Origin of the sequence: Methanobrevibacter cuticularis (assembly GCF_001639285.1) — an archaeon.
In the GTDB taxonomy this organism is placed as follows: Archaea; Methanobacteriota; Methanobacteria; order Methanobacteriales; family Methanobacteriaceae; genus Methanobaculum; species Methanobaculum cuticulare.
Window position 1 is genome coordinate 26,350 of sequence record NZ_LWMW01000086.1, and the last position, 18,834, is coordinate 45,183.

The 18,834-nt window shown below is 26.5% G+C and carries 16 protein-coding genes, 1 tRNA gene and 1 other RNA gene; 14 read left to right on the forward strand and 4 right to left on the reverse strand.

The features are described 5' to 3' along the window. Positions 1–271: 271 nt before the first annotated feature. The 4 genes from MBCUT_RS10760 (at position 272) to MBCUT_RS02830 (ending at position 3,467) form a co-directional block, all read left to right on the forward strand. Positions 272–943 (forward strand): zinc ribbon domain-containing protein, encoded by a 672-nt coding sequence (locus tag MBCUT_RS10760; protein WP_169805379.1) that lies wholly within the window; start codon positions 272–274, stop codon positions 941–943. Beyond that, complete coding sequence (locus MBCUT_RS10765) at positions 933–1,103, forward strand: hypothetical protein (RefSeq protein ID WP_157082447.1); 171 nt, start codon at positions 933–935, stop codon at positions 1,101–1,103. Before MBCUT_RS10760 ends, MBCUT_RS10765 begins: the two co-directional genes overlap by 11 nt. Before the next feature lie 829 nt (positions 1,104–1,932). Beyond that, positions 1,933–2,526: a hypothetical protein gene (locus tag MBCUT_RS02825; protein ID WP_067258653.1), complete on the forward strand. Its 594-nt coding sequence runs from the start codon at positions 1,933–1,935 to the stop codon at positions 2,524–2,526. 338 nt (positions 2,527–2,864) lie between these two features. Next, positions 2,865–3,467, forward strand: a complete 603-nt coding sequence (locus MBCUT_RS02830; protein ID WP_067258655.1) for a hypothetical protein — start codon at positions 2,865–2,867, stop codon at positions 3,465–3,467. A gap of 667 nt (positions 3,468–4,134) precedes the next feature. Here MBCUT_RS02830 and MBCUT_RS02835 read toward each other — a convergent pair. Beyond that, on the reverse strand, positions 4,135–4,884 hold the full coding sequence (locus tag MBCUT_RS02835; protein WP_067258657.1) for an archaeosine tRNA-ribosyltransferase: 750 nt from the start codon (positions 4,882–4,884) through the stop codon (positions 4,135–4,137). Between the two features lie 245 nt (positions 4,885–5,129). On the opposite strand from MBCUT_RS02835, the gene hdrC reads away from it, so the two are divergent. The 10 genes from hdrC to MBCUT_RS02890 all read left to right on the forward strand — a co-directional run bounded on the left by hdrC (position 5,130) and on the right by MBCUT_RS02890 (position 14,049). Next, the gene (gene hdrC / locus MBCUT_RS10490; RefSeq protein WP_084270688.1) at positions 5,130–6,002 is read left to right on the forward strand and encodes a CoB--CoM heterodisulfide reductase subunit C; all 873 of its coding nucleotides are present in this window, start codon (positions 5,130–5,132) and stop codon (positions 6,000–6,002) included. A 54-nt stretch (positions 6,003–6,056) separates the two neighbouring features. Further along, positions 6,057–6,965: a CoB--CoM heterodisulfide reductase subunit B gene (gene hdrB / locus MBCUT_RS02845; RefSeq protein WP_067258659.1), complete on the forward strand. Its 909-nt coding sequence runs from the start codon at positions 6,057–6,059 to the stop codon at positions 6,963–6,965. A gap of 637 nt (positions 6,966–7,602) precedes the next feature. After that, positions 7,603–7,875, forward strand: a complete 273-nt coding sequence (locus tag MBCUT_RS02850) for a DUF749 domain-containing protein (protein WP_067258661.1) — start codon at positions 7,603–7,605, stop codon at positions 7,873–7,875. A 236-nt stretch (positions 7,876–8,111) separates the two neighbouring features. Then, positions 8,112–8,636 (forward strand): DUF2096 domain-containing protein, encoded by a 525-nt coding sequence (locus tag MBCUT_RS02855; RefSeq protein ID WP_067258663.1) that lies wholly within the window; start codon positions 8,112–8,114, stop codon positions 8,634–8,636. Positions 8,637–9,011: 375 nt separating this feature from the next. Further along, complete coding sequence (locus tag MBCUT_RS02860; RefSeq protein WP_067258665.1) at positions 9,012–9,683, forward strand: metallophosphoesterase family protein; 672 nt, start codon at positions 9,012–9,014, stop codon at positions 9,681–9,683. Positions 9,684–10,045: 362 nt separating this feature from the next. Then, positions 10,046–11,476 (forward strand): MFS transporter, encoded by a 1,431-nt coding sequence (locus tag MBCUT_RS02865; protein WP_067258667.1) that lies wholly within the window; start codon positions 10,046–10,048, stop codon positions 11,474–11,476. A 501-nt stretch (positions 11,477–11,977) separates the two neighbouring features. Continuing rightward, a complete protein-coding gene (locus MBCUT_RS02875; protein ID WP_067258671.1) occupies positions 11,978–12,913 on the forward strand; it encodes a 2-phosphoglycerate kinase in 936 nt (311 codons plus the stop codon). Beyond that, a complete protein-coding gene (locus MBCUT_RS02880; protein ID WP_067258673.1) occupies positions 12,873–13,280 on the forward strand; it encodes a CBS domain-containing protein in 408 nt (135 codons plus the stop codon). The genes MBCUT_RS02875 and MBCUT_RS02880 overlap by 41 nt, the downstream gene beginning before the upstream one ends. Before the next feature lie 200 nt (positions 13,281–13,480). Beyond that, an RNA gene (gene ffs, locus MBCUT_RS02885) (signal recognition particle sRNA) lies at positions 13,481–13,794 on the forward strand. Between the two features lie 170 nt (positions 13,795–13,964). Then, positions 13,965–14,049 (forward strand) — tRNA-Ser (locus MBCUT_RS02890). A gap of 76 nt (positions 14,050–14,125) precedes the next feature. Here the strand turns inward: MBCUT_RS02890 and MBCUT_RS02895 are convergent. From MBCUT_RS02895 to MBCUT_RS02905, 3 genes are all read right to left on the reverse strand, one after another. After that, positions 14,126–15,022, reverse strand: a complete 897-nt coding sequence (locus tag MBCUT_RS02895; RefSeq protein WP_067258697.1) for a cation diffusion facilitator family transporter — start codon at positions 15,020–15,022, stop codon at positions 14,126–14,128. Positions 15,023–15,558: 536 nt separating this feature from the next. Then, positions 15,559–16,689 carry a M20/M25/M40 family metallo-hydrolase gene (locus MBCUT_RS02900; protein WP_067258674.1) on the reverse strand — a complete coding sequence of 377 codons (1,131 nt, stop codon included), beginning with the start codon at positions 16,687–16,689 and terminating at the stop codon, positions 15,559–15,561. A gap of 240 nt (positions 16,690–16,929) precedes the next feature. After that, positions 16,930–18,045 (reverse strand): pyridoxal phosphate-dependent aminotransferase, encoded by a 1,116-nt coding sequence (locus MBCUT_RS02905; protein ID WP_067258675.1) that lies wholly within the window; start codon positions 18,043–18,045, stop codon positions 16,930–16,932. Positions 18,046–18,834: the final 789 nt, after the last annotated feature.

Sequence of the window (18,834 nt, forward strand, 5' to 3'; positions counted from 1 at the left end):
ATTGGAATATTCACACTTTAAATTTTTACTTTGTGAAGCTAACTTGTGAATTTAGTTTTTTAATTTCAAAATAAAGCATTTTTAATGATATTTTTTATAAATATATTTCCTATCAAAAGGGTTTCTACAAAGCCGAATTAATATATAATTATAATCTTTTTTTACTTTTAAGTCTCTTTAATTTCTAATAATTTTTTAAACCTCAATGAAAAAATTATAATATTATAAAAAACATAAATAATCATTATTTATGCTAAAAAAGGGGAGTAAAATGAATAATGAAGAGGCACCAAATTTCTGTCCAATTTGTGGTGATCCTATAAAAGATAAAAAAACCAATTTTTGTCCGAATTGTGGAACAAAATTAAGGGAGAATAATTTTACAAGTGTGGAAAGTTCAAATAAAGTGGAATCTCGCCCAATACATAGTGAATGGAATGGAAAAAGTTCAAACAAACTGGGATATGAATCCTTAAGTGGTAGTGAGGATGGAGAAAATTCAAGCGATATGGAATTTGAATCACTAAATAGTGGTAATGGTGGCAAAAGTCTAAATGAAATAGAAACTAAGGCAGTTACCACGGAAAAAAATGATGAAAATTCAAATAGTATTGAATCTCAGCCAATAAACAATCCAATAGCTAGGAGGATAAATACTAGTCATGCTAGGTATGTTAATTATTATAAGAATCCAAAACTGGCTTTAGTATTGTCATTATTTTTAGTATGTTTAGGTCAATTTTATAATGGTCAAATACTCAAAGGAGTACTTTTCATGATATTAACTCTTTTTTTGAGTGATATTAATGGATTATTAGGAGTATTGGCTTTATTATACAGTGCCTATGATGCTTATGAAAATGCCAAAAAAATCAATGAGAACAATGGGAATTATTTCTATGACGAAAACCTTGTTGTGGGAGGAGATCTAAATGAGAATTAAAGAATTAATAGAAAGTTTCCACAAACAGGATGCAAAATTTAGTAGCTATTTTCATGATATAGATGAATATAATGGTGAGAAAAAACTATCTTGGATTAAGATAATTATTTTATGGCTTGTAATATTAATAACAATAGGAGTAATTTTGGGTTTTCCTTAGTTTGAGCTAATACTGTGTGATGACATTGTATTAATATATATCTTATTATTTGATGAGGGTGTCTGTAAAATGATGATGATGTCTGCAAAAAATAAATTTAAAGCTATTGGAGATATTATAAGTATAATTATCCATGAAATTCACTTATTTATGGGATTTATTAAAAGATTCTTAAAAAACTAGAAATCATAGATTTCAGAATGTTTTTAAAAGTAAAAAAAATTCTTTTCATGGTTTTGAAAAATAAAGAAAAAATGCAAAGGTTTATAAGTAACTTTGAATAAACAGTACGATGTGAATTATTATACAATTCATATCATATGTCATATTGATTTGAGACAATAGCTTAGAAATGATGTCTCATCCTTATACAAGATTATTTATCTTTTCAACCTCTAAGATAATCCTAAAAGAGACATATACGCCATAGCTAAGCTATTTAACCAAATCAATATAAATATTCTTTTTCAATGATTTTTTTTATATTCATACTCATTAATCAATGATTTCTAGAAGATATCTAAAATAATTTGAATATTAATATAAGTTAAATATTTTTAAAATAGTCCATAGAGTTATTTTTTTTTAAAAGTCTTTTGTCATGCTATAGAGTTATTTTTGAGTTATTTTTTTTTAAAAATCTTTTTTTCATGTTATAGAATATTTATTTTTCTTAAAATAAATTATTTTATTAAAAAGTTTTAAAGATTTTCATCTTTATATATTTAATAGGAAATATTTTATAATAGTAATTTTATATTATAATTAATATTGTTTAATATATAGAAACTACTAAACTAATATAAATTTTATTAGGAGATATACTTTTATGAAGGAGATAGTTGAGTTTTTAGAAGAAAATGTAGCAGGAAAATCTTTAAGTGCTGCTAAATTAAATTATGAGGTAGATGAAGTGAATGTTCGAAAAATATATTCAAATCAACTAACTTTTTCTAATTTAAATTATGATGATTCATCATTAACTATGGATCTTATTATAACTATGAAAGAATTAGTATATAAAATTGGTTTAAATAATAAAATGGATATTATAAAAGATTTTGCAGACTCTATTGTTTTAAGATATGAGATTTGGGAAAGAGTAACTAATAAAGAAAGATTAGGGACATTAAAATTAGTATCAAAGCCATCTAATAGTAATTGTCCTGATTTTGATGTGAATGAACTCTCTAATTTTAAATTAGCTGATGGAGTACTTCAATGGTCCTTTAAACAAAATGAAAACACTAAACATGAAAATAGCCCTGCTAAGTTGATTCGTGAAGCTAATAATAAACTATATCTAGAAAACGGTAAATTACGTTTTCATTATCATGGAAAAATTACAAAGAACTTCTCTAAGCTATTTGAAGATTATAATGTAGAAATTGATGAGATTGATTATATTGCTAAAGAATGTTAAATATGTTTAGGCTTTTCAACAATGAGTTTTTAATGGTAGGTTTTTGAGGATTATAAACATCATAAATTAAACATTGTTTAATAATCATGAATCAAACATTGTTTAATAATTTTCTTAGATTTATTCATATATGGAGATATTTTAAGAAGTTATTATATTAATGACGTTTTTAGGTAATTTTTGACAATACTTTTTAAAGTTATTAATTATATTGTTTATTAGGTATTTTTAGATTATTAGGGTGACTTATTGATTAAATATTATTTAGGAGCCATTGGATTTTTTTAATATTCAAACATTTAATCATTATAACCCATAAATTATAAGGAGGTCACTATATGGAGGATATAATTGAATTTTTTCAGAATCATGTGTTAGGTAAAGTTTTATACACTACTGATTCACAATATGAAATAGAAAGTAGAGATTATCATGGGATATATTCTGACCAAATTTCATTTTCTAATTTTAAATTTAATGATTCATATTTTAGTTTTAACACAATATTGAATTCAAAAGAATTAATATATAAACTTGGTTCAACCAATGAAGAAGTTGAATTGATAAAAAATTATAACAATGTACTTGTTTTTCATTCAGAACTTCAAGAATTGTTAAGTACAAAAGAAATTATAGGTTCATTTGAATTAATATCAGGGACTTTTAAAAATTTTCCTCCTGTTCCCATTGTGAATGAACTTCATGATTTTCGATTAAAGAAGGGGATTTTGTCATGGACTCACAAACAACTTTTGCTTGATGGTGATGTTAAAGATAATGGAAACGAATCATTAAGTTATAATTCTAATAATAAATTCTATTTAAAAGATAATAAATTGCATTTAAAATATGGGGCATTACCTGCTCATTTTTATCCAAATTCACATCGAAAACTAATAAATAGAAATAATAATAGCTATTTAGTGGCAAAAGAAAAATAATTTATTATCATAAAATATTATTGAAGTAATTTAATAAATTAAAATAAATTATTCCTATAAAAAAGCGATTGGTGATATGTGAAAGATAATTTAACCACTAACTTATCATATTATTCAAATAGCTTTAGTTTTAATGTTTACTGGATGAATCCTAATAATTAATAATTTTTGCATAGATTCGACACCACTTACTAATTTTGATTCAATGTCGTCGGATTTTCAAGGTTCTTCCCATATTTTTCGTTTAGAGTCGAAAACCGATTTTTTTGTAATATTAATAAATTCTAAATAGATTATTTTATTGTTTATATTGAAAATAAAGACATATTAGTTAAATAAAAAATATAATTTTTGCCAAAAATTTCGTGCTTGACTATAATTGTTCAATCTTTTTATTAGTAATGTTTTTAATTTTTTCTATATTTTCTAAATGATTCATTGTTTAGGTTTGTGTTTCTTATTTTGTTGTTATTTTAATTCTTATCATTAGTATTATATTAATAATTATTCACTAGTATTTATATAATAGTTTTCATATTTTAATAACTAATAAGTTGATTATTATATTAATAATTATTCACTAGTATTTATATAATAGTTTTCATATTTTAATAACTAATAAGTTGATTATTTTAATATATTAATAAGTTGATTGTTACCATTGCTTTTAATAAAGTTGTGTATATTTTTCTAAGTAATTTTGATGGTTTTTATCTAACATTCTAAGAACTGAAATATTCTGAGGGCTTGTAACAGATCGCTCTTCCACTAAGTTTCTAAGTGTCCCATTTTTCATATGTTCTCTAACTTCTTTCAAAACAAAATTGATTGTGTGTTTATTGTAGTTTAATAGGTCTTTTTGACTTAATTCTCCTAATTCCTCTATTTGGTAAACATCAAGATCATAATTTTTCGTTGGAGTCATCATAACATTTAAATAGCTGTAATATTCATCTATTCCTGATAAAAAACCGTCAATACCTAAATAGCTAAGTAATGGTATAAATGAACTTTCTGCGAAAGGAAATATTAAGTAACTGCTTGGTTTAATATTGTCTCGTAGGGTTACAATTAATTCAACTAGGTCTCGTGGATGAAGAATTAAATCATCGCCATTAGCTATTATCAATCCATTGTATCCAATGTTTTCTAATTTCTTTGCACAATGAATCCTTAAATCCACATATTTAGAGCCTTGAATAATAGCTATTTTACAATTTTCTTTTTGTTCAGCAGCTTTATCTATTGTTCTTCTGACACTCCATTCAGCTATTTCTCTTTCTATATTATAGGCGCAAGATTCATCTTCAGCAATTTTATAGATATTCTCATCAATTATATTGGGTGTTAAAATATTTCCAAGTTTTCCAAGTCTTCCAGGACCATCATGGGCTTTTATTTCAAATTCACTTTTCATTTTAATATCTCTATTGTTTTAGCTATTTTCTAATTAATTATTTCTAATTTATTTATTTTATATTATTTTAATGTATTTTTTAAATCTATAGTTTTTTGATGTTTTTTATAATATTTTTCTCTAGAATAGTGTAACCTTTTAGGTGACAGTTTTTGAAATTTTAGTAACCTTTATATATGGAATTCTATCAATTATAATTAAGGATTTGAGGCATGAGCCTGTGATTTTCCAAGGTGTGATTTTCAATGTCTGTACTAGAACGTTTAAAAGCCTTTTTTACTAGGCCTAAAAGTGAAGTAATTGAGAATATATCTGATAATGGTTTAAATCAAAGTAAACCGATGAAAACAGATGATTTACAATATAAACAGACATATTCAAATACAGAAGAAACTGATAATTATTCTTCTAAAAAAATGAATGATTCTCAGAATCTTAATGTTATTGATTCTGAAAAAGATTCTAAGAATGAAAATTCTGTTAAAGAAGAAAAAGCTGAAGAGAAAGTTGAAGTTAAAACTAACTCTAAAGAAGCTAATAATAAAAAAGAAGAGAAAGATAGTATGACTCTATTAAAAGATAATGAAAAATTGACATTAGACAATGTTGATGAAGACTTTACAAAATTGTTTATTGATGCTGGTATTGAATCCTTAGCAGTTTGTTTCCAATGTGGAACATGTACTGGTGGTTGTCCTTCTGGAAGAAGAACTCCTTACAGAGTTAGACAATTAGTAAGGAACTGTTTAATGGGATTAAAAGATCAAGTAATTTCTGATGATGCATTATGGATGTGCACAACCTGTTATACTTGCCAAGAAAGATGTCCAAGAGAAATTAAAATTGTAGAAATTGTCAAGAAGGCTCGTAATGAAGCAGCTAAAGCTGGTTTCATGGCTCCTGCACACAAAGCTACTGGTTCTTTTGTTATAAAAACTGGTCATGGTGTACCAATTAATGATGCAACCAAAGAACTTAGAAATAGAGTTGGGCTCGGCGAATTACCTCCGACCACTCATAAATTCCCAGAAGCTTTAAAAGAAGTTCAAACTATCACCGAGATCACTGGTTTTGATGATTTAATTGGATTCAACAAGAAAACTGGAGAATTAGAATAAGTAATAAAATTTGATAATAATTATATTCAATAATAATTTTATGGAGATATTAAAATGGAAATTGCATATTTCTTAGGTTGTATTATGAACAACCGTTATCCTGGTATTGAAAAAGCAACAAGAATATTATTCAATAAACTTGATATTCAGCTTAATGATATGGAAGGGGCATCTTGTTGTCCTGCTCCTGGTGTATTTGGTTCTTTTGATAAAAAAACATGGGCTTCAATAGCTGCTCGTAACATAACCATTGCAGAAGACATGGGTTCTGACATAATGACTGAATGTAATGGATGTTTCGGTTCTCTCTTTGAAACTAATCTTTTGCTCAAAGAAGATAGTGAATTTAAAGGTGAAATTAATGAAGTTTTATCTGAAGTTGGAAGAGAGTTCAAAGGAAACATAAATGTAAGACACTTTGCTGAAGTATTATATAATGACATTGGACTTGATAAACTTAATGAACTTGTAGATAAACCACTAAATTTAGATGTAGCTGTTCATTATGGTTGCCATTTCTTAAGACCAAGTGATGAAGTTCAAATTGATAATGCTGAAAAGCCAACTATCTTAGATGACCTTGTTGAATCTACTGGTGCTAGATCTATACCTTACAAAGATAAAATGATGTGCTGTGGTGCAGGTGGAGGATTAAGAGCTAGAGACATAGATGTAACTTTAAGTTTCACTAAAGAGAAGCTTGATAACATGAGCGATGCTGGTGTGGATGCTATAGTCAATATTTGTCCTTTCTGTCACTTACAATTTGATGTAGGTCAAACTGAAGTTAATAAAAAATATGGTACCAACTATAACATTCCAGTATTCCATTTAGCTCAATTATTAGGTTTGGCTTTAGGATTAGGTTCTGATGAGTTAACTTTAGACTCTCATTTAATTGATTCAGCTCCTGCCCTTGCAAAATTGGTAGAAGAGTCTGACAAAGTCACTGGTGGAGAATAATTCTTCACTTTTTTTATTTATTCATTTTTATTTTTTTAATACTGATTTTTTTTATTACCTGTTGATGTTTTTTAGATATTTTTTTGCATTGTTTGAAACTACAATTGATATTTTCTTTAATAATTATAATTTAGAACTATCTTTTTCCATAAGATTAATCTTTGGATATTTTTAGTGTTATCATTAATCAAAGACATTTGCAAAAATTCTTATTTTCATATTTAGATTTTACAACAGTGTACAATTTTTATATCTATTTAATGGTTATTATTTTTATTAATATGATTAATATTGGCCTTATTAGTCTTAGTGTTATTAGTAGTAACATTATTATTTTTATTAAGAATATTATTAATCAGTAACATTATAGTATTTTTATTATTATTTTTTTAAATAGTATTATAATTCAATGAATTTTTACAATAATTTTTTATATGATTACTACAAAAATATTATGTATTGAGTTTAGTCTAAGACACAAAACTATTCGTATTAGATTATACTTCTTTTTGTTGTTTACTGAACTAAAAAATCAATTTTAAAACCAAATGGATATATATAGTTAAATTGAAATATAATTAAATACATAACTATTAGTTAAAAATAGAAAAATTTTTTAATAATCAGAGGTGAATTCATGTTTATAGCTACATTAGGTGGAATATTTAAATTTAGAGACTTACCTGAAGAATATGGTCCATATGTACAATTTAAAGCAACTATAGAAAAAAGAGATATCACAGATGATGATGAAATAGCTATTCTAGATATCACTGGAACAGATAGTCATCATGTTCTTTTCTTAGATTCTTATAATTCTATTGAAGAAGTTCAAAAAGAATTAAAAGCAGCTGAAGCTAAAGTAAATCATACAACTTTAAAAATATTAGAGGGACATATAAAAAAGTAATTTAAATGAGAAAAATTTTAATTAATAGCTATTTTGAACTTATTATCGTATTTCATAGTGATTATATTGGACTATTGTAATTATATTGAATATTGTGATTTATATTGGACTATTGTAATTAATATTGGATATTGTGATTTATATTGGACTATTGTAATTAATATTGGATATTGTGATTTATAACTGAAGATGTATTTGATATTAATTTTTAATAATATTAGTAAGAAAGGAATTTTATGATATTACCTATTGAGCAAACTTGGTTAATCTTGGTTGACTTACTCACAGATCTTAAAAGGAAGGGAGTGGATGTTCCAAACTTGGTTAATAAAGATATTAGTCTCCTTAAAACATCCATAAATTTTTATAAGAGAGATACAACACATCCAGACATGATCAAAGAGCTTGAAAGAGTTAATATAGTTATCAGTAAAGTTCAAGATGAGCTACTTACATATGCTGAGGAATTTGGGGAGGGTTATCAGAATAGCTGGATTGATAAATTAAGAAGGGCTAATCATGGTGAAGAAGTGTATAAGGAGCCAGATTCTCATTCTAAATTTCTTTCAGGTGCACCCCCTGGGTTTTCATCTGCAAAGATACATCTTAAAACTCCTATTGCTGAAGACCGTGTTCAAGAAATAGCTGAATACAATAATATAATCATTGAATTTGAAGATGATGTTACTATTGCACTTTATGGAGATTCTGAAAATATAAAAGTAGCTTTAAGAGAATTCGCTCCTTTTTTTAATGAATAAATTTGTATTAATCAATTTTCATTTTTTTGAAATTCTTTTGAGGTATTTTGAGATTATTTTCAAAATGACTACTTATCTTTCCATCTTATTTCTCTATCTCATTTTCTGTATTTTTTCTATCTCATTTTTATCTCATTTTTTATTTTTAACATTTTTTAATCTTTTTTATAATCATCCATTCTTATTTAAATATCATTATCTATTTAAACATCATTAACAAAATATATTATCATTAGAAAAATATTAATTTTTATTTTTATAAAAAGAATTATTAATATTTTTTACAAGTGTTTTGGTATTATATCTTAAGTTTTAATGAGCGTATGGTCATGAAAATTAATAGTGCATGATAACTACAAATAGGGGAGTATTTTAATGAAGATTTTAGCAATAACTGATGTACATAGTGAAAATAATCCTAAATTTGATAATTATATAAAAAATAATGATTTGGATTTAGTCATTGTAGCTGGAGATATTACTAATTTTGGACCTCCTGAATTTGCTACAGAATTTTTAAATAATATAACTTCTTTAGGCATTGAAGTAATAGCTATTCCAGGGAATTGTGATACTAAGGAGTCTATATTAGCTATTGAAGAATCTGATGCTATCTTTAATCATAATAATCTTTTCATCAATCAAAATATAGCTTTTCATGGATTTGGTGGTTCAAATCCTACTCCTTTTGATACTCCATTTGAATTTGATGATGAAGAATTATATGAGAATATTAATGATTTGTTTAATCAAGTTGTATCCAATCAAAGGATGCTAAACATATTGATTACTCATGCTCCTCCTTTGAATTGTGAAGCGGATAAACTTGAAGATGGTTCTCATGTAGGTAGTAATGGGGTAAGAAAAATTATTGAAGAACACCAACCTGATATAAGTATATGTGGCCATATTCATGAAGCAAGATCAATTGATAAGATAGATGAAACACTAGTTATAAATCCAGGAATGCTTAAAGATAATCATGGTTCTCTAATTGAAATCAGTAAAGACTTATCTGATTTTAAAGTAGATCTTGTTGAATTTTAATAGTCAATAAGATTATTATAATTTTAACTTCGATTATCCGAGTTATTGTTTATCTTGTGTTTTATATTATTATTATTATTATTTATAATGTTTTTAAAGTATTTTATTTTAATTATTATTATTTATAGTGTTATTGATGTGTTTTATTTTGATTATTATTATTTATAGTGTTATTGATGTGTTTTATTTTGATTATTATCTATCATTATTAAAATAATTCACTGATATTATTTTATTAAAACAAATCATCGAGGTTATCCATAACATTAATTAAGGTAATTATTATATATAATATTAAATTATATTCTTATAATATTATTAACATATTATTATAATGTTGTTAAAAATTTGAAGGTTATTATATGGGATCTGTATCACAAAATGAGTCTGGGGGATTAAATTTAGAGCCAAAACCGGCGAAATCCATATCTAAAAAATATGTTATTATAGTTGCTTCAATTGCTTCTTTTTTAGTTGCATTCTCTGCATCTTCAATTGCAGTTGCATTACCTCCATTAGCAGAAGAATTTAGTCTTAATGCTATCTTGCAAAATTGGGTGGCCACAAGTTATCTTTTATCAATAGCTGTTTTTTCTGTCCCATTTGGTAAATTATCTGGGAAATTTGGTTTGAAACGTATTTTTTTAGTGGGATTGGTAATATTTGCTATCTCTTCTATTGGAGCTGCAATGTCATTTTCAGCCGAGTCTCTAATATTTTTCAGAATTGTTCAGGGGTTGGGTTCAGCTATTTTAAATGTGACTTCTTTAGCTATGATAACTGAAGCGTTACCTCCTAAAGAAAGAGGTAAAGGTATAGGCATAAATATTTCAAGTGTTTATATTGGATTAACTCTTGCTCCTGTTATTGGTGGAATATTAACTTTTAATTTTGGTTGGCAAAGTATATTTTTAGTTGTTATCCCATTCCTTATAGTAACAGCTTTTATTACATTATGGAAAATCCCTGATGAATGGATAACTGGAAAAGATGATAAATTTGATCTTAAAGGAACTATAATTTACAGTATGGCTATTCTGCTTTTAATATATGGATTCACAATACTACATGAGGTAACTGGAGTCATTATTCTAATAGCTGCAATAGGTCTCTTTGCTATTTTTACTATGTGGGAACTTAGAGAAAAATTTCCAGTTTTCAACGTGGAGTTGTTTAAAAATACTAAATTCGCATCTTCAAGTTTAGCTTCTCTTATTAGCTATTTAGCCACTTTTGTAGTTACATACATAATAAACTACCATTTACAATATATAAATGGTCTTGATCCACAGATGGCTGGACTGATTCTAGTGGTAACTCCTGGAGTAATGGCAATAATTGCACCATTCTCTGGAAGATTGTCTGATAAAATAGACCCTCAAATATTGGCTGCCATTGGAATGAGTTTTGTATCTTTTGCAATATTCATGTTGATATTTTTGGATGTAACAACACCTGTATACTACATAATAATAGCCATGTTCCTTCAAGGTGTTGGATATGGACTATTTTCATCTCCAAACACAAATGCTATCATGGGTTCAGTTCCAAGGAAATTATCTTCTGTAGCATCAGCGGCTGTTTCAACAATGAGGGTTATAGGCCAAACATTAAGTTTAGGAATGTTAACAGTAATATTTGCAATTGTATTGGGTTCAGCTCCACTTATACCTCAATACTTCCCTCAATTAATAGAAAGTTCACAAATAGCAGCTATTATTTCAACAATCTTATGTATATTGGCTGTAGTGGCATCATTAGTTGGAATAAAATCACAGATTAAAGTTAACTGATGTATAACATCATTAAATATTTATTCTAATTAATATTTTTACTTATATTAGTTTTACAATTACTATTCATATTATTATTAATATTTTTTTTATTACTTTTATTACTATTCATATTATTATTAATATTTTTTTTATTACTTTTATTACTATTCATATTATTATTAATATTTTTTTTATTACTTTTATTACTATTCATATTATTATTAATATTCCTCTTATTACTATTCATACTATTATTATCTCAATATGAGTAATAAACTACGAGAAATAGCTAATTACAATCATATTTAATTAATTATTTAATAGATTAAATGAATAGATTAATAGATAGATTAGAATATTAATCTTTTAACTGCATTTAACTGTTTTTATCATATTCTTGAGAATTAAATAAAAAATTATATTATGACCTTTAATCTAAAAGAGATATGTAAAGAAGATGTATAAATTTTAAAAATTGCTAGTAATTTTTAGCGAAATTTGTTATTATTGGGTGATTTTATGATCATGATTCAAGGAGAAGTTGGTGGAAAACTATATACTGAGCCTTTTTCTAAAGGAGTTCTTTCAAGATCGTTAACAAGAGCAGAAATGGGCCCTAATAAAGCATATGCATTTGCTTCTTGTATAGAATCTAAACTTAAGAAAACTAGTATTACTCTTATTACTATTGATGAATTAGTTGAACTTATAGTTGAAGATTTGAGAGACGAAGATCCTGAAATTGCTGATAAGTATATTGCTTGGAGAAAAATAAAGCAGTGTAATGATCCATTAATTATATTGATTGGTGGAGCTTCGGGTGTTGGGACTTCTTCAATAGCTTTTGAAATAGCTAATCGTTTAGGTATACGAAATATGATTAGTACAGATATGATTCGTGAAGTAATGCGTAAAATTGTATCTAAAGAACTAAGTCCAGTTATACACGAATCAAGTTTTACAGCATACAAGGGAATGAGAGTTCCTCCCCCTCCGGAGTTTGATGATGTTTTAGCAGGTTTTAGAGATCATGTTGATACTGTAAGTGTTGGAATCGATGCAGTTATCGAAAGGTCCTTAAAAGAGGGTATAAGTATAGTTATTGAAGGAGTTCATATTGTTCCAGGCTTTATTAAGAAAGAATTAATTGAAAAAGATAATGTTATCATGTTTGTACTTACTTTAAGTGATAAGGAAGTACATAAAGGCAGATTTTACTCAAGATGTCGACAAATGTGGGCAAGAAGACCTTTACAAAGATATTTGGACAATTTTTTTGCAATTAGAAAAACTCATAAGTATTTTGAATCTCAAGCAAGAAAATTTGATGTTAAATCTATTGAGAACATTGATGTAGTGACAACTATAGATTATATAATTAAAAACATAACAGAAACATATGGAGGCATAACAAATGTTGAAAAAAGTGAAAGTGAAGGATTTGATGACGACTAATGTTTTAACTACAACTCCGGAAGATGATGTAGTTTTTGCATTTGAAAAATTAATGAAACACAAAATAAGCGCATTACCTGTTGTCGATGATAATGGTGATATGGTTGGAATTGTTTCTGCTTCTGATTTAGGTCATAATTTAATATTGGATAATTATAAATTAGGAACAAAAGTTTTTTCAGTTATGGTTAAAAAAGTAGCATCAGTAAACTCTGATGATTCATTATATGATGCAGTTTACACTATGTCTGAAAATGCTCCAGAAGAAGATATTATAAATCAGCTGCCTGTTTTAGAAAATGATAATCTTGTAGGAATAATATCTGATGGAGATATTATAAAAGCACTTAAAAATTTTAAAGATTAATTTTCCTACTTAATTTTTCATATTTTAGTTATTTTTATTAGATAATTTCTCTATTTTGATAGATTATTTCATGCCATTATTCTTGATTTCTTATTATTCTTGTATATTTTTTAAGCTCCAAATATTTTCATTATTTTTTTCTTCTTTTTAATAAATAACTGATAATTAAAAACATTTATATAAGATTAACAACAATATCTTTATTGGCTAGACTGGAGGGTTAGGGGTCCTCTGTAAGCACACACCCTCTTAGGTGCAGTTGAAGTTCAGGAGGCGGCTTTTTGATTTAATGTCAGCCTGAAAAATTGATATAGAAACTTCGTCCTACAGGATTAGTGGTCATAAGGCTTTAACTGGAGGGTTAAAGTTAATTATGTTTATTTTGGGAATGTGTCAGGCCTGGAAAGGAGCAGCTCTACCATTAACATCTGATGCTTGTAGAGTAGCGGGGTGGAGTTGATTTTTTGGAGCACTGGTGTTATTGAGATCAGTCCACTTCTGAACATGCCATTCAATATCATTTATTACTATTTATTTATAAAAATAAAATCTTTTTATAAAAAATAAAATATCTTTTTCATGAAATAAGTGAAAAGATTTATAAGCATGATTATACAAATAGAAAATAGCTATTTTAAATATTATTTGTAGTGATTTCTCTACAAGACTTTTACAAATCAGTATGTCGGGGTGGCCCAGCCTGGTACGGCGTTGGACTGCTAATCCAATGATCCCTTGGATCTCGCGGGTTCAAATCCCGTCCCCGGCGTTCATTATTTTTTAATTATTTTTTTAATATATCTAATTGTTTTTAAAACTAATTAACTCTATTCTATTGGAGTTAATTACTTTTTTAGCTCATATTTTTCTCCAAAAGGACAAGCATGAGCTATAACTAATTGAATAATGTCTATTTCTTTTGTAATCTGATTTTGAGTGTAATGTATTAAATCATGTGATTCTTTAAGAGATAGATTTGGATCAACTTCAACATGCAAAGCTAAGGTGGCATAGGAACCAAAATAGTTTAGTTTTATGTTGTGAACTCCATAGACTCCATCGATATCAGTTGCTACTCTTTTTATATCGTTTATGAGATCTTTTGAGGGAATTTTTCCCATAATATTGTTTATGTTATCTTTTCCAACATTATAGGCCACTTTTAGGATAAATACTCCTATTATTAATCCTACAAGAGGATCTAAGAAAGTGTAACCAAATTGTGCAATAATCACACTTATTAAAATAGCTATACATGAGAATATGTCTGTTTTTTGATGTTTAGCATCAGCTATTATAGCAGGACTGTTGATACTATTTCCAATTTTCGTTTGATATTTGGTTATTATTAGATTAGCTACTATTCCAATTGCAGCCATTACACCTGCTAAATATGTAGGTGGTTCTAGTAGTTCTTTAAAAAGTAATTTGTCAATAGCTCCAGTTATTATTTCATAAGCAACAAAAGCTAGAAATATAACAATTATAAGTCCTGAAATAGCTTCTGCTCTTCCATGTCCAAGAGGATGTTCTGCATCAGCAGGCTTTTGTCCTATTTTAAATCCAATATAAGCTATAATTGAAGTAGCTACATCTGATAAAGTATGAGCCCCCTCAGCTATAAGAGCAAAACTTCCTGAAATCATACCTATGGAAATATTAAATATGGTTAAAATTATGTTTCCAATTATTCCAGCAAAAGCTGCCTTTGTTCCTTCTTTATTACGTAATGCATAATCGATTATAAACACAACCTAGCTATTATTTCCTATTCTTTATAATATTTTTATTATATAATATTTTGGTATTTTAGTTATTACTAAAAATGAATAATACTTAATGGCTCTGAAATAGCTTCCAAAAACATTGTTTATTTTCGTGGTGAATAGCTTCCAAAAACATTGTTTATTTTGTTGATGAATAGTATTAATATCTTTATTTTTCTTAAAAATTATTTATATCAAATTTAAAGATAAATTATTAAATATTAAAACTTCATAAAATGATAAACATTTCCAAAATGATTATTATTATTACCAAAAAATAGCTATATAAAAACTAAATAAAATAAAAAAATATTCACTAAAATATGATAAAAAAGATGAATTAATATTTATTGAACTGAATATTTGTATTTACATGTCTAAATAAGTTCAAAATGTTGTATATTAATATTTACTAATATATAGTAATATAGTATCTACTATTATAATATCTAGTAGTATAGTATTTACTATTATAATATCTAGTAATATATCATTTACTATTATAATATTTACTAATATTCAGATGTCATTAATTTTATAACAATTTTCGTGATTTTTTCAAGTTCACTGATAGTAGTGTATTCTTCTAGAGAATGAGGGTTATTCATCGCTGATGAGAGTACCAAACCATTTATTCCATTTTGTTCCATATTATTATTATCACTACCTCCAAGAGCAGGTAAAATTTCATATGGGATGTTTAATTCTTCGCAAACTCTCTTAAATCTTTTTACAACAGGATGGTTAATAGGAGTCTCATAACTATGGATATTGACTTGTGTATCGATTTCAATTTTCCCATTATATTTATTTGCTGTTTGAGTGAAGTTTTTTTCAATTTCACTTACTATTTTAATAGCCTTTTCATGAGATAGACTTCTTACCTCTCCTTTGATAATACATTCCTTTGGAATAAGATTAAGACCAAGACCTCCTTCAATAATACCAATATTACAAGTAGATTCTTCATCAATTCTACCGATTTTAGTTTTCGTAATAGCTTCAGCTGCAATAGCTATTGAATGAGAAGTTTTAGCAGATATATGACTACTGTGCCCTGATTCTCCAATGATTTTCATCTCAAAACTAACTAAGCTAGGTGCCTTATATGCTGCTTTACCTACATCTCCTGATGCATCTAGGGTATAAGATTCTTTTGATTTTAAGATAGAATAATCAAAATTCTTTGATCCAAGACAATAAATTTCTTCTGATACAAAAAATATGACCTCGATTGGGCGATGAGGCAAATTATTTTCTTTTATTACTACCAATGCTTCTAAAATAGCTACAATGCCTGAGATATCATCTGCTCCTAAAATTGTGTCTCCTTCAGAAGTGATTTTACCATTTTCATCAAGAATTGCCTTTTTTCCTTTAGAAGGTTCAACAGTATCCATATGAGCATTGAATATTAATGGTTCTAGGGATTCATCACCCTCTAAAAAACCATATAAGTTCCCAGAATTTCCACCAATCTTTTCACCTACAGAATCCTCATGGATTTTAAATCCAAGATCTTGTAAAATTTCAGCGATATAATCACAGGTGGCACGTTCTGCTAATGAAGGGCTATCAATTAAAACTAATTCTCGAAATGTTTTCATTATCCTATTTGTATTTATTGTAAAATCTTTATTCATTAGTTATTCACCTAAGATAGTAATCTCATTAGCTATTTAATTATTATGGTCAATATAAACAATATTCTTTTTTTATTTAATTATTATATTCATTATTATTATAATTATTTTAGTATAAATAAAAAAATTTTACATAATTATTATTAATTATTTTCAAACTCAAGGTCCAGTAATAGGCCAATGAAAACTTTTCACAACATAGGTAATATTCTATGGATAAATAGGCTTTAGATTAGTTTTTTACAGTTTTATAGTTTCTAAAAGGTTCATAGCTTCTTCAATTTCTTCATAAGAAGTAGCATATGACATTCTAACATTATTTGCACTATATTTTCCAAAACCAATCCCTGGAACAGTTACCACTCCTACATCAAGAGCTTTTTGAACATATTCAGAAGCATTTCCCACTTTAGGGAAGGTATAAAATGCACCATCTAGTTTATTGCACTGTAGTCCGATTTCATCAAGTCTCTTTGAAATTAGATTTCTTCTTCTTTTAAACTCCTGAACCATATTCTTCACATACTCTTGAGGACCGCGTAATGCTTCATATCCTGCTACTTGGGAAATTGAACTTGCACAAGCAGTATTGTATTGATGAATCTTTAGAAGTTCTTCGATAATATCATTTTGCCCAGCTAAATAAGCTATTCTAAGGCCAGTCATGGCGTAAGTTTTAGAGAAACCATTGATAACAATTACATTATCACTAAATTCAGCAGGAGAATAATGTTTAACATCATATATTATTTTTTCATAAATCTCATCACTTATTATCATGAAATCATGATCAGTAGCTAAATCAGCTATTGCTTTTATATCTTCTTTATCCATAACTGCTCCTGTTGGATTAGAAGGAGAATTCATAATAAAAGCTTTTGTGTTTGAGCTAATTTTTTCTTCAACATCCTCAAACTTAATTTTATATCCATTTTCAAACTTAGCTTCTACAGAAATAGGATTGGCTTCACTTAGTTTAACACATTCAGCATATGATAAAAATCCAGGATCTGGAATTAAAACATCATCTCCTTTTTCAAATAACCCCTGAGCACAGATATATAACGCTTCGCTTGCTCCAACAGTAACCATTACAGATTCAGGATCAATTTCTAATCTGTTCTCTGTTTTAAGCTTTTTAGATATTTCTTCTCGTAACTCTAAAAACCCTTTATTAGAAGTATAATGAGTGAAACCATCATCAAGGGCATCGTTAATAGCTATTTTAACATTTTCAGGAATATCAAAATCAGGTTCTCCAATACCTAAATTTATAACATTTTCATCACACACTTCAAACATCTTTCTTACTTGAGATAGCTCAATTGATTCTAGTCTTTTAGCAGTTTTGACCATATTATTCATCCTTAACAAATAATTTATCCTTAAAAGATTATTGTTGTCAGTAATAGATTATTATTTAATTCTAATCATCATATGCTGTAATTCTCATTTTTATTACAAATTATAATTTAATGAATTATAATAATTATTTTAAATTTAATGAATTTTAATATTATTTTAAATTTAATGAATTTTAATAATTATTTTAAATTTAATGAATTATAATAATTATCTTAATTTACTAATATCCAATTATATTAATTGATTTTAATATTATTTTTATTATAATGGTTAAATAGTTAACTAATAAAAAACTAAATCTATTAAAACTGGATATTTATTTTCATAATCGAAAATATTAATTATTTTTTAACCATTATATTGTTATTATAATTATTTTAATAGAATAATTAATTAAGTTCATTGATGGTTTAAGTAAATAATTTTTGATAATTATAATTAAATTAACAATGATTAAAAAGTTAATTTTTTCAATTATAGCAATGATTAATTTTAATTTTAGGATATAATTGAGGTTAAAAATTGGTTCAATTTTTAGGATGTAATTAAAAATTGGTTCAATTTTAGGATGTAATTAATAATTAGTTCAATTTTTAGGATATAATTAATAATTAGTTCAATTTTTAGGATATAATTAATAATTAGTTCAATTTTTAGGATATAATTAATAATTAGGGAGTGTTTCATAAGTAAGATTTTTAAAAAATTTAATAGAAGTATTCATCATTTAAAATCTTTAAATGTTATATAACTATCTATATTATTTTATTCATTAAAAAT

What these genes read in the sequence shown, in the direction of transcription:
- hdrB (WP_067258659.1), top strand. Translation starts at nt 6,057, where the DNA reads ATGGAAATTGCATATTTCTTAGGTTGTATTATGAACAACCGTTATCCT.
- MBCUT_RS10760 (WP_169805379.1), top strand. Translation starts at nt 272, where the DNA reads ATGAATAATGAAGAGGCACCAAATTTCTGTCCAATTTGTGGTGATCCT.
- MBCUT_RS02825 (WP_067258653.1), top strand. Translation starts at nt 1,933, where the DNA reads ATGAAGGAGATAGTTGAGTTTTTAGAAGAAAATGTAGCAGGAAAATCT.
- hdrC (WP_084270688.1), top strand. Translation starts at nt 5,130, where the DNA reads ATGTCTGTACTAGAACGTTTAAAAGCCTTTTTTACTAGGCCTAAAAGT.
- MBCUT_RS02865 (WP_067258667.1), top strand. Translation starts at nt 10,046, where the DNA reads ATGGGATCTGTATCACAAAATGAGTCTGGGGGATTAAATTTAGAGCCA.
- MBCUT_RS02860 (WP_067258665.1), top strand. Translation starts at nt 9,012, where the DNA reads ATGAAGATTTTAGCAATAACTGATGTACATAGTGAAAATAATCCTAAA.
- MBCUT_RS02905 (WP_067258675.1), bottom strand. Translation starts at nt 18,045, where the DNA reads ATGGTCAAAACTGCTAAAAGACTAGAATCAATTGAGCTATCTCAAGTA.
- MBCUT_RS02830 (WP_067258655.1), top strand. Translation starts at nt 2,865, where the DNA reads ATGGAGGATATAATTGAATTTTTTCAGAATCATGTGTTAGGTAAAGTT.
- MBCUT_RS02855 (WP_067258663.1), top strand. Translation starts at nt 8,112, where the DNA reads ATGATATTACCTATTGAGCAAACTTGGTTAATCTTGGTTGACTTACTC.
- MBCUT_RS02850 (WP_067258661.1), top strand. Translation starts at nt 7,603, where the DNA reads ATGTTTATAGCTACATTAGGTGGAATATTTAAATTTAGAGACTTACCT.
- MBCUT_RS10765 (WP_157082447.1), top strand. Translation starts at nt 933, where the DNA reads ATGAGAATTAAAGAATTAATAGAAAGTTTCCACAAACAGGATGCAAAA.
- MBCUT_RS02880 (WP_067258673.1), top strand. Translation starts at nt 12,873, where the DNA reads ATGTTGAAAAAAGTGAAAGTGAAGGATTTGATGACGACTAATGTTTTA.
- MBCUT_RS02835 (WP_067258657.1), bottom strand. Translation starts at nt 4,884, where the DNA reads ATGAAAAGTGAATTTGAAATAAAAGCCCATGATGGTCCTGGAAGACTT.
- MBCUT_RS02900 (WP_067258674.1), bottom strand. Translation starts at nt 16,689, where the DNA reads ATGAATAAAGATTTTACAATAAATACAAATAGGATAATGAAAACATTT.
- MBCUT_RS02875 (WP_067258671.1), top strand. Translation starts at nt 11,978, where the DNA reads ATGATCATGATTCAAGGAGAAGTTGGTGGAAAACTATATACTGAGCCT.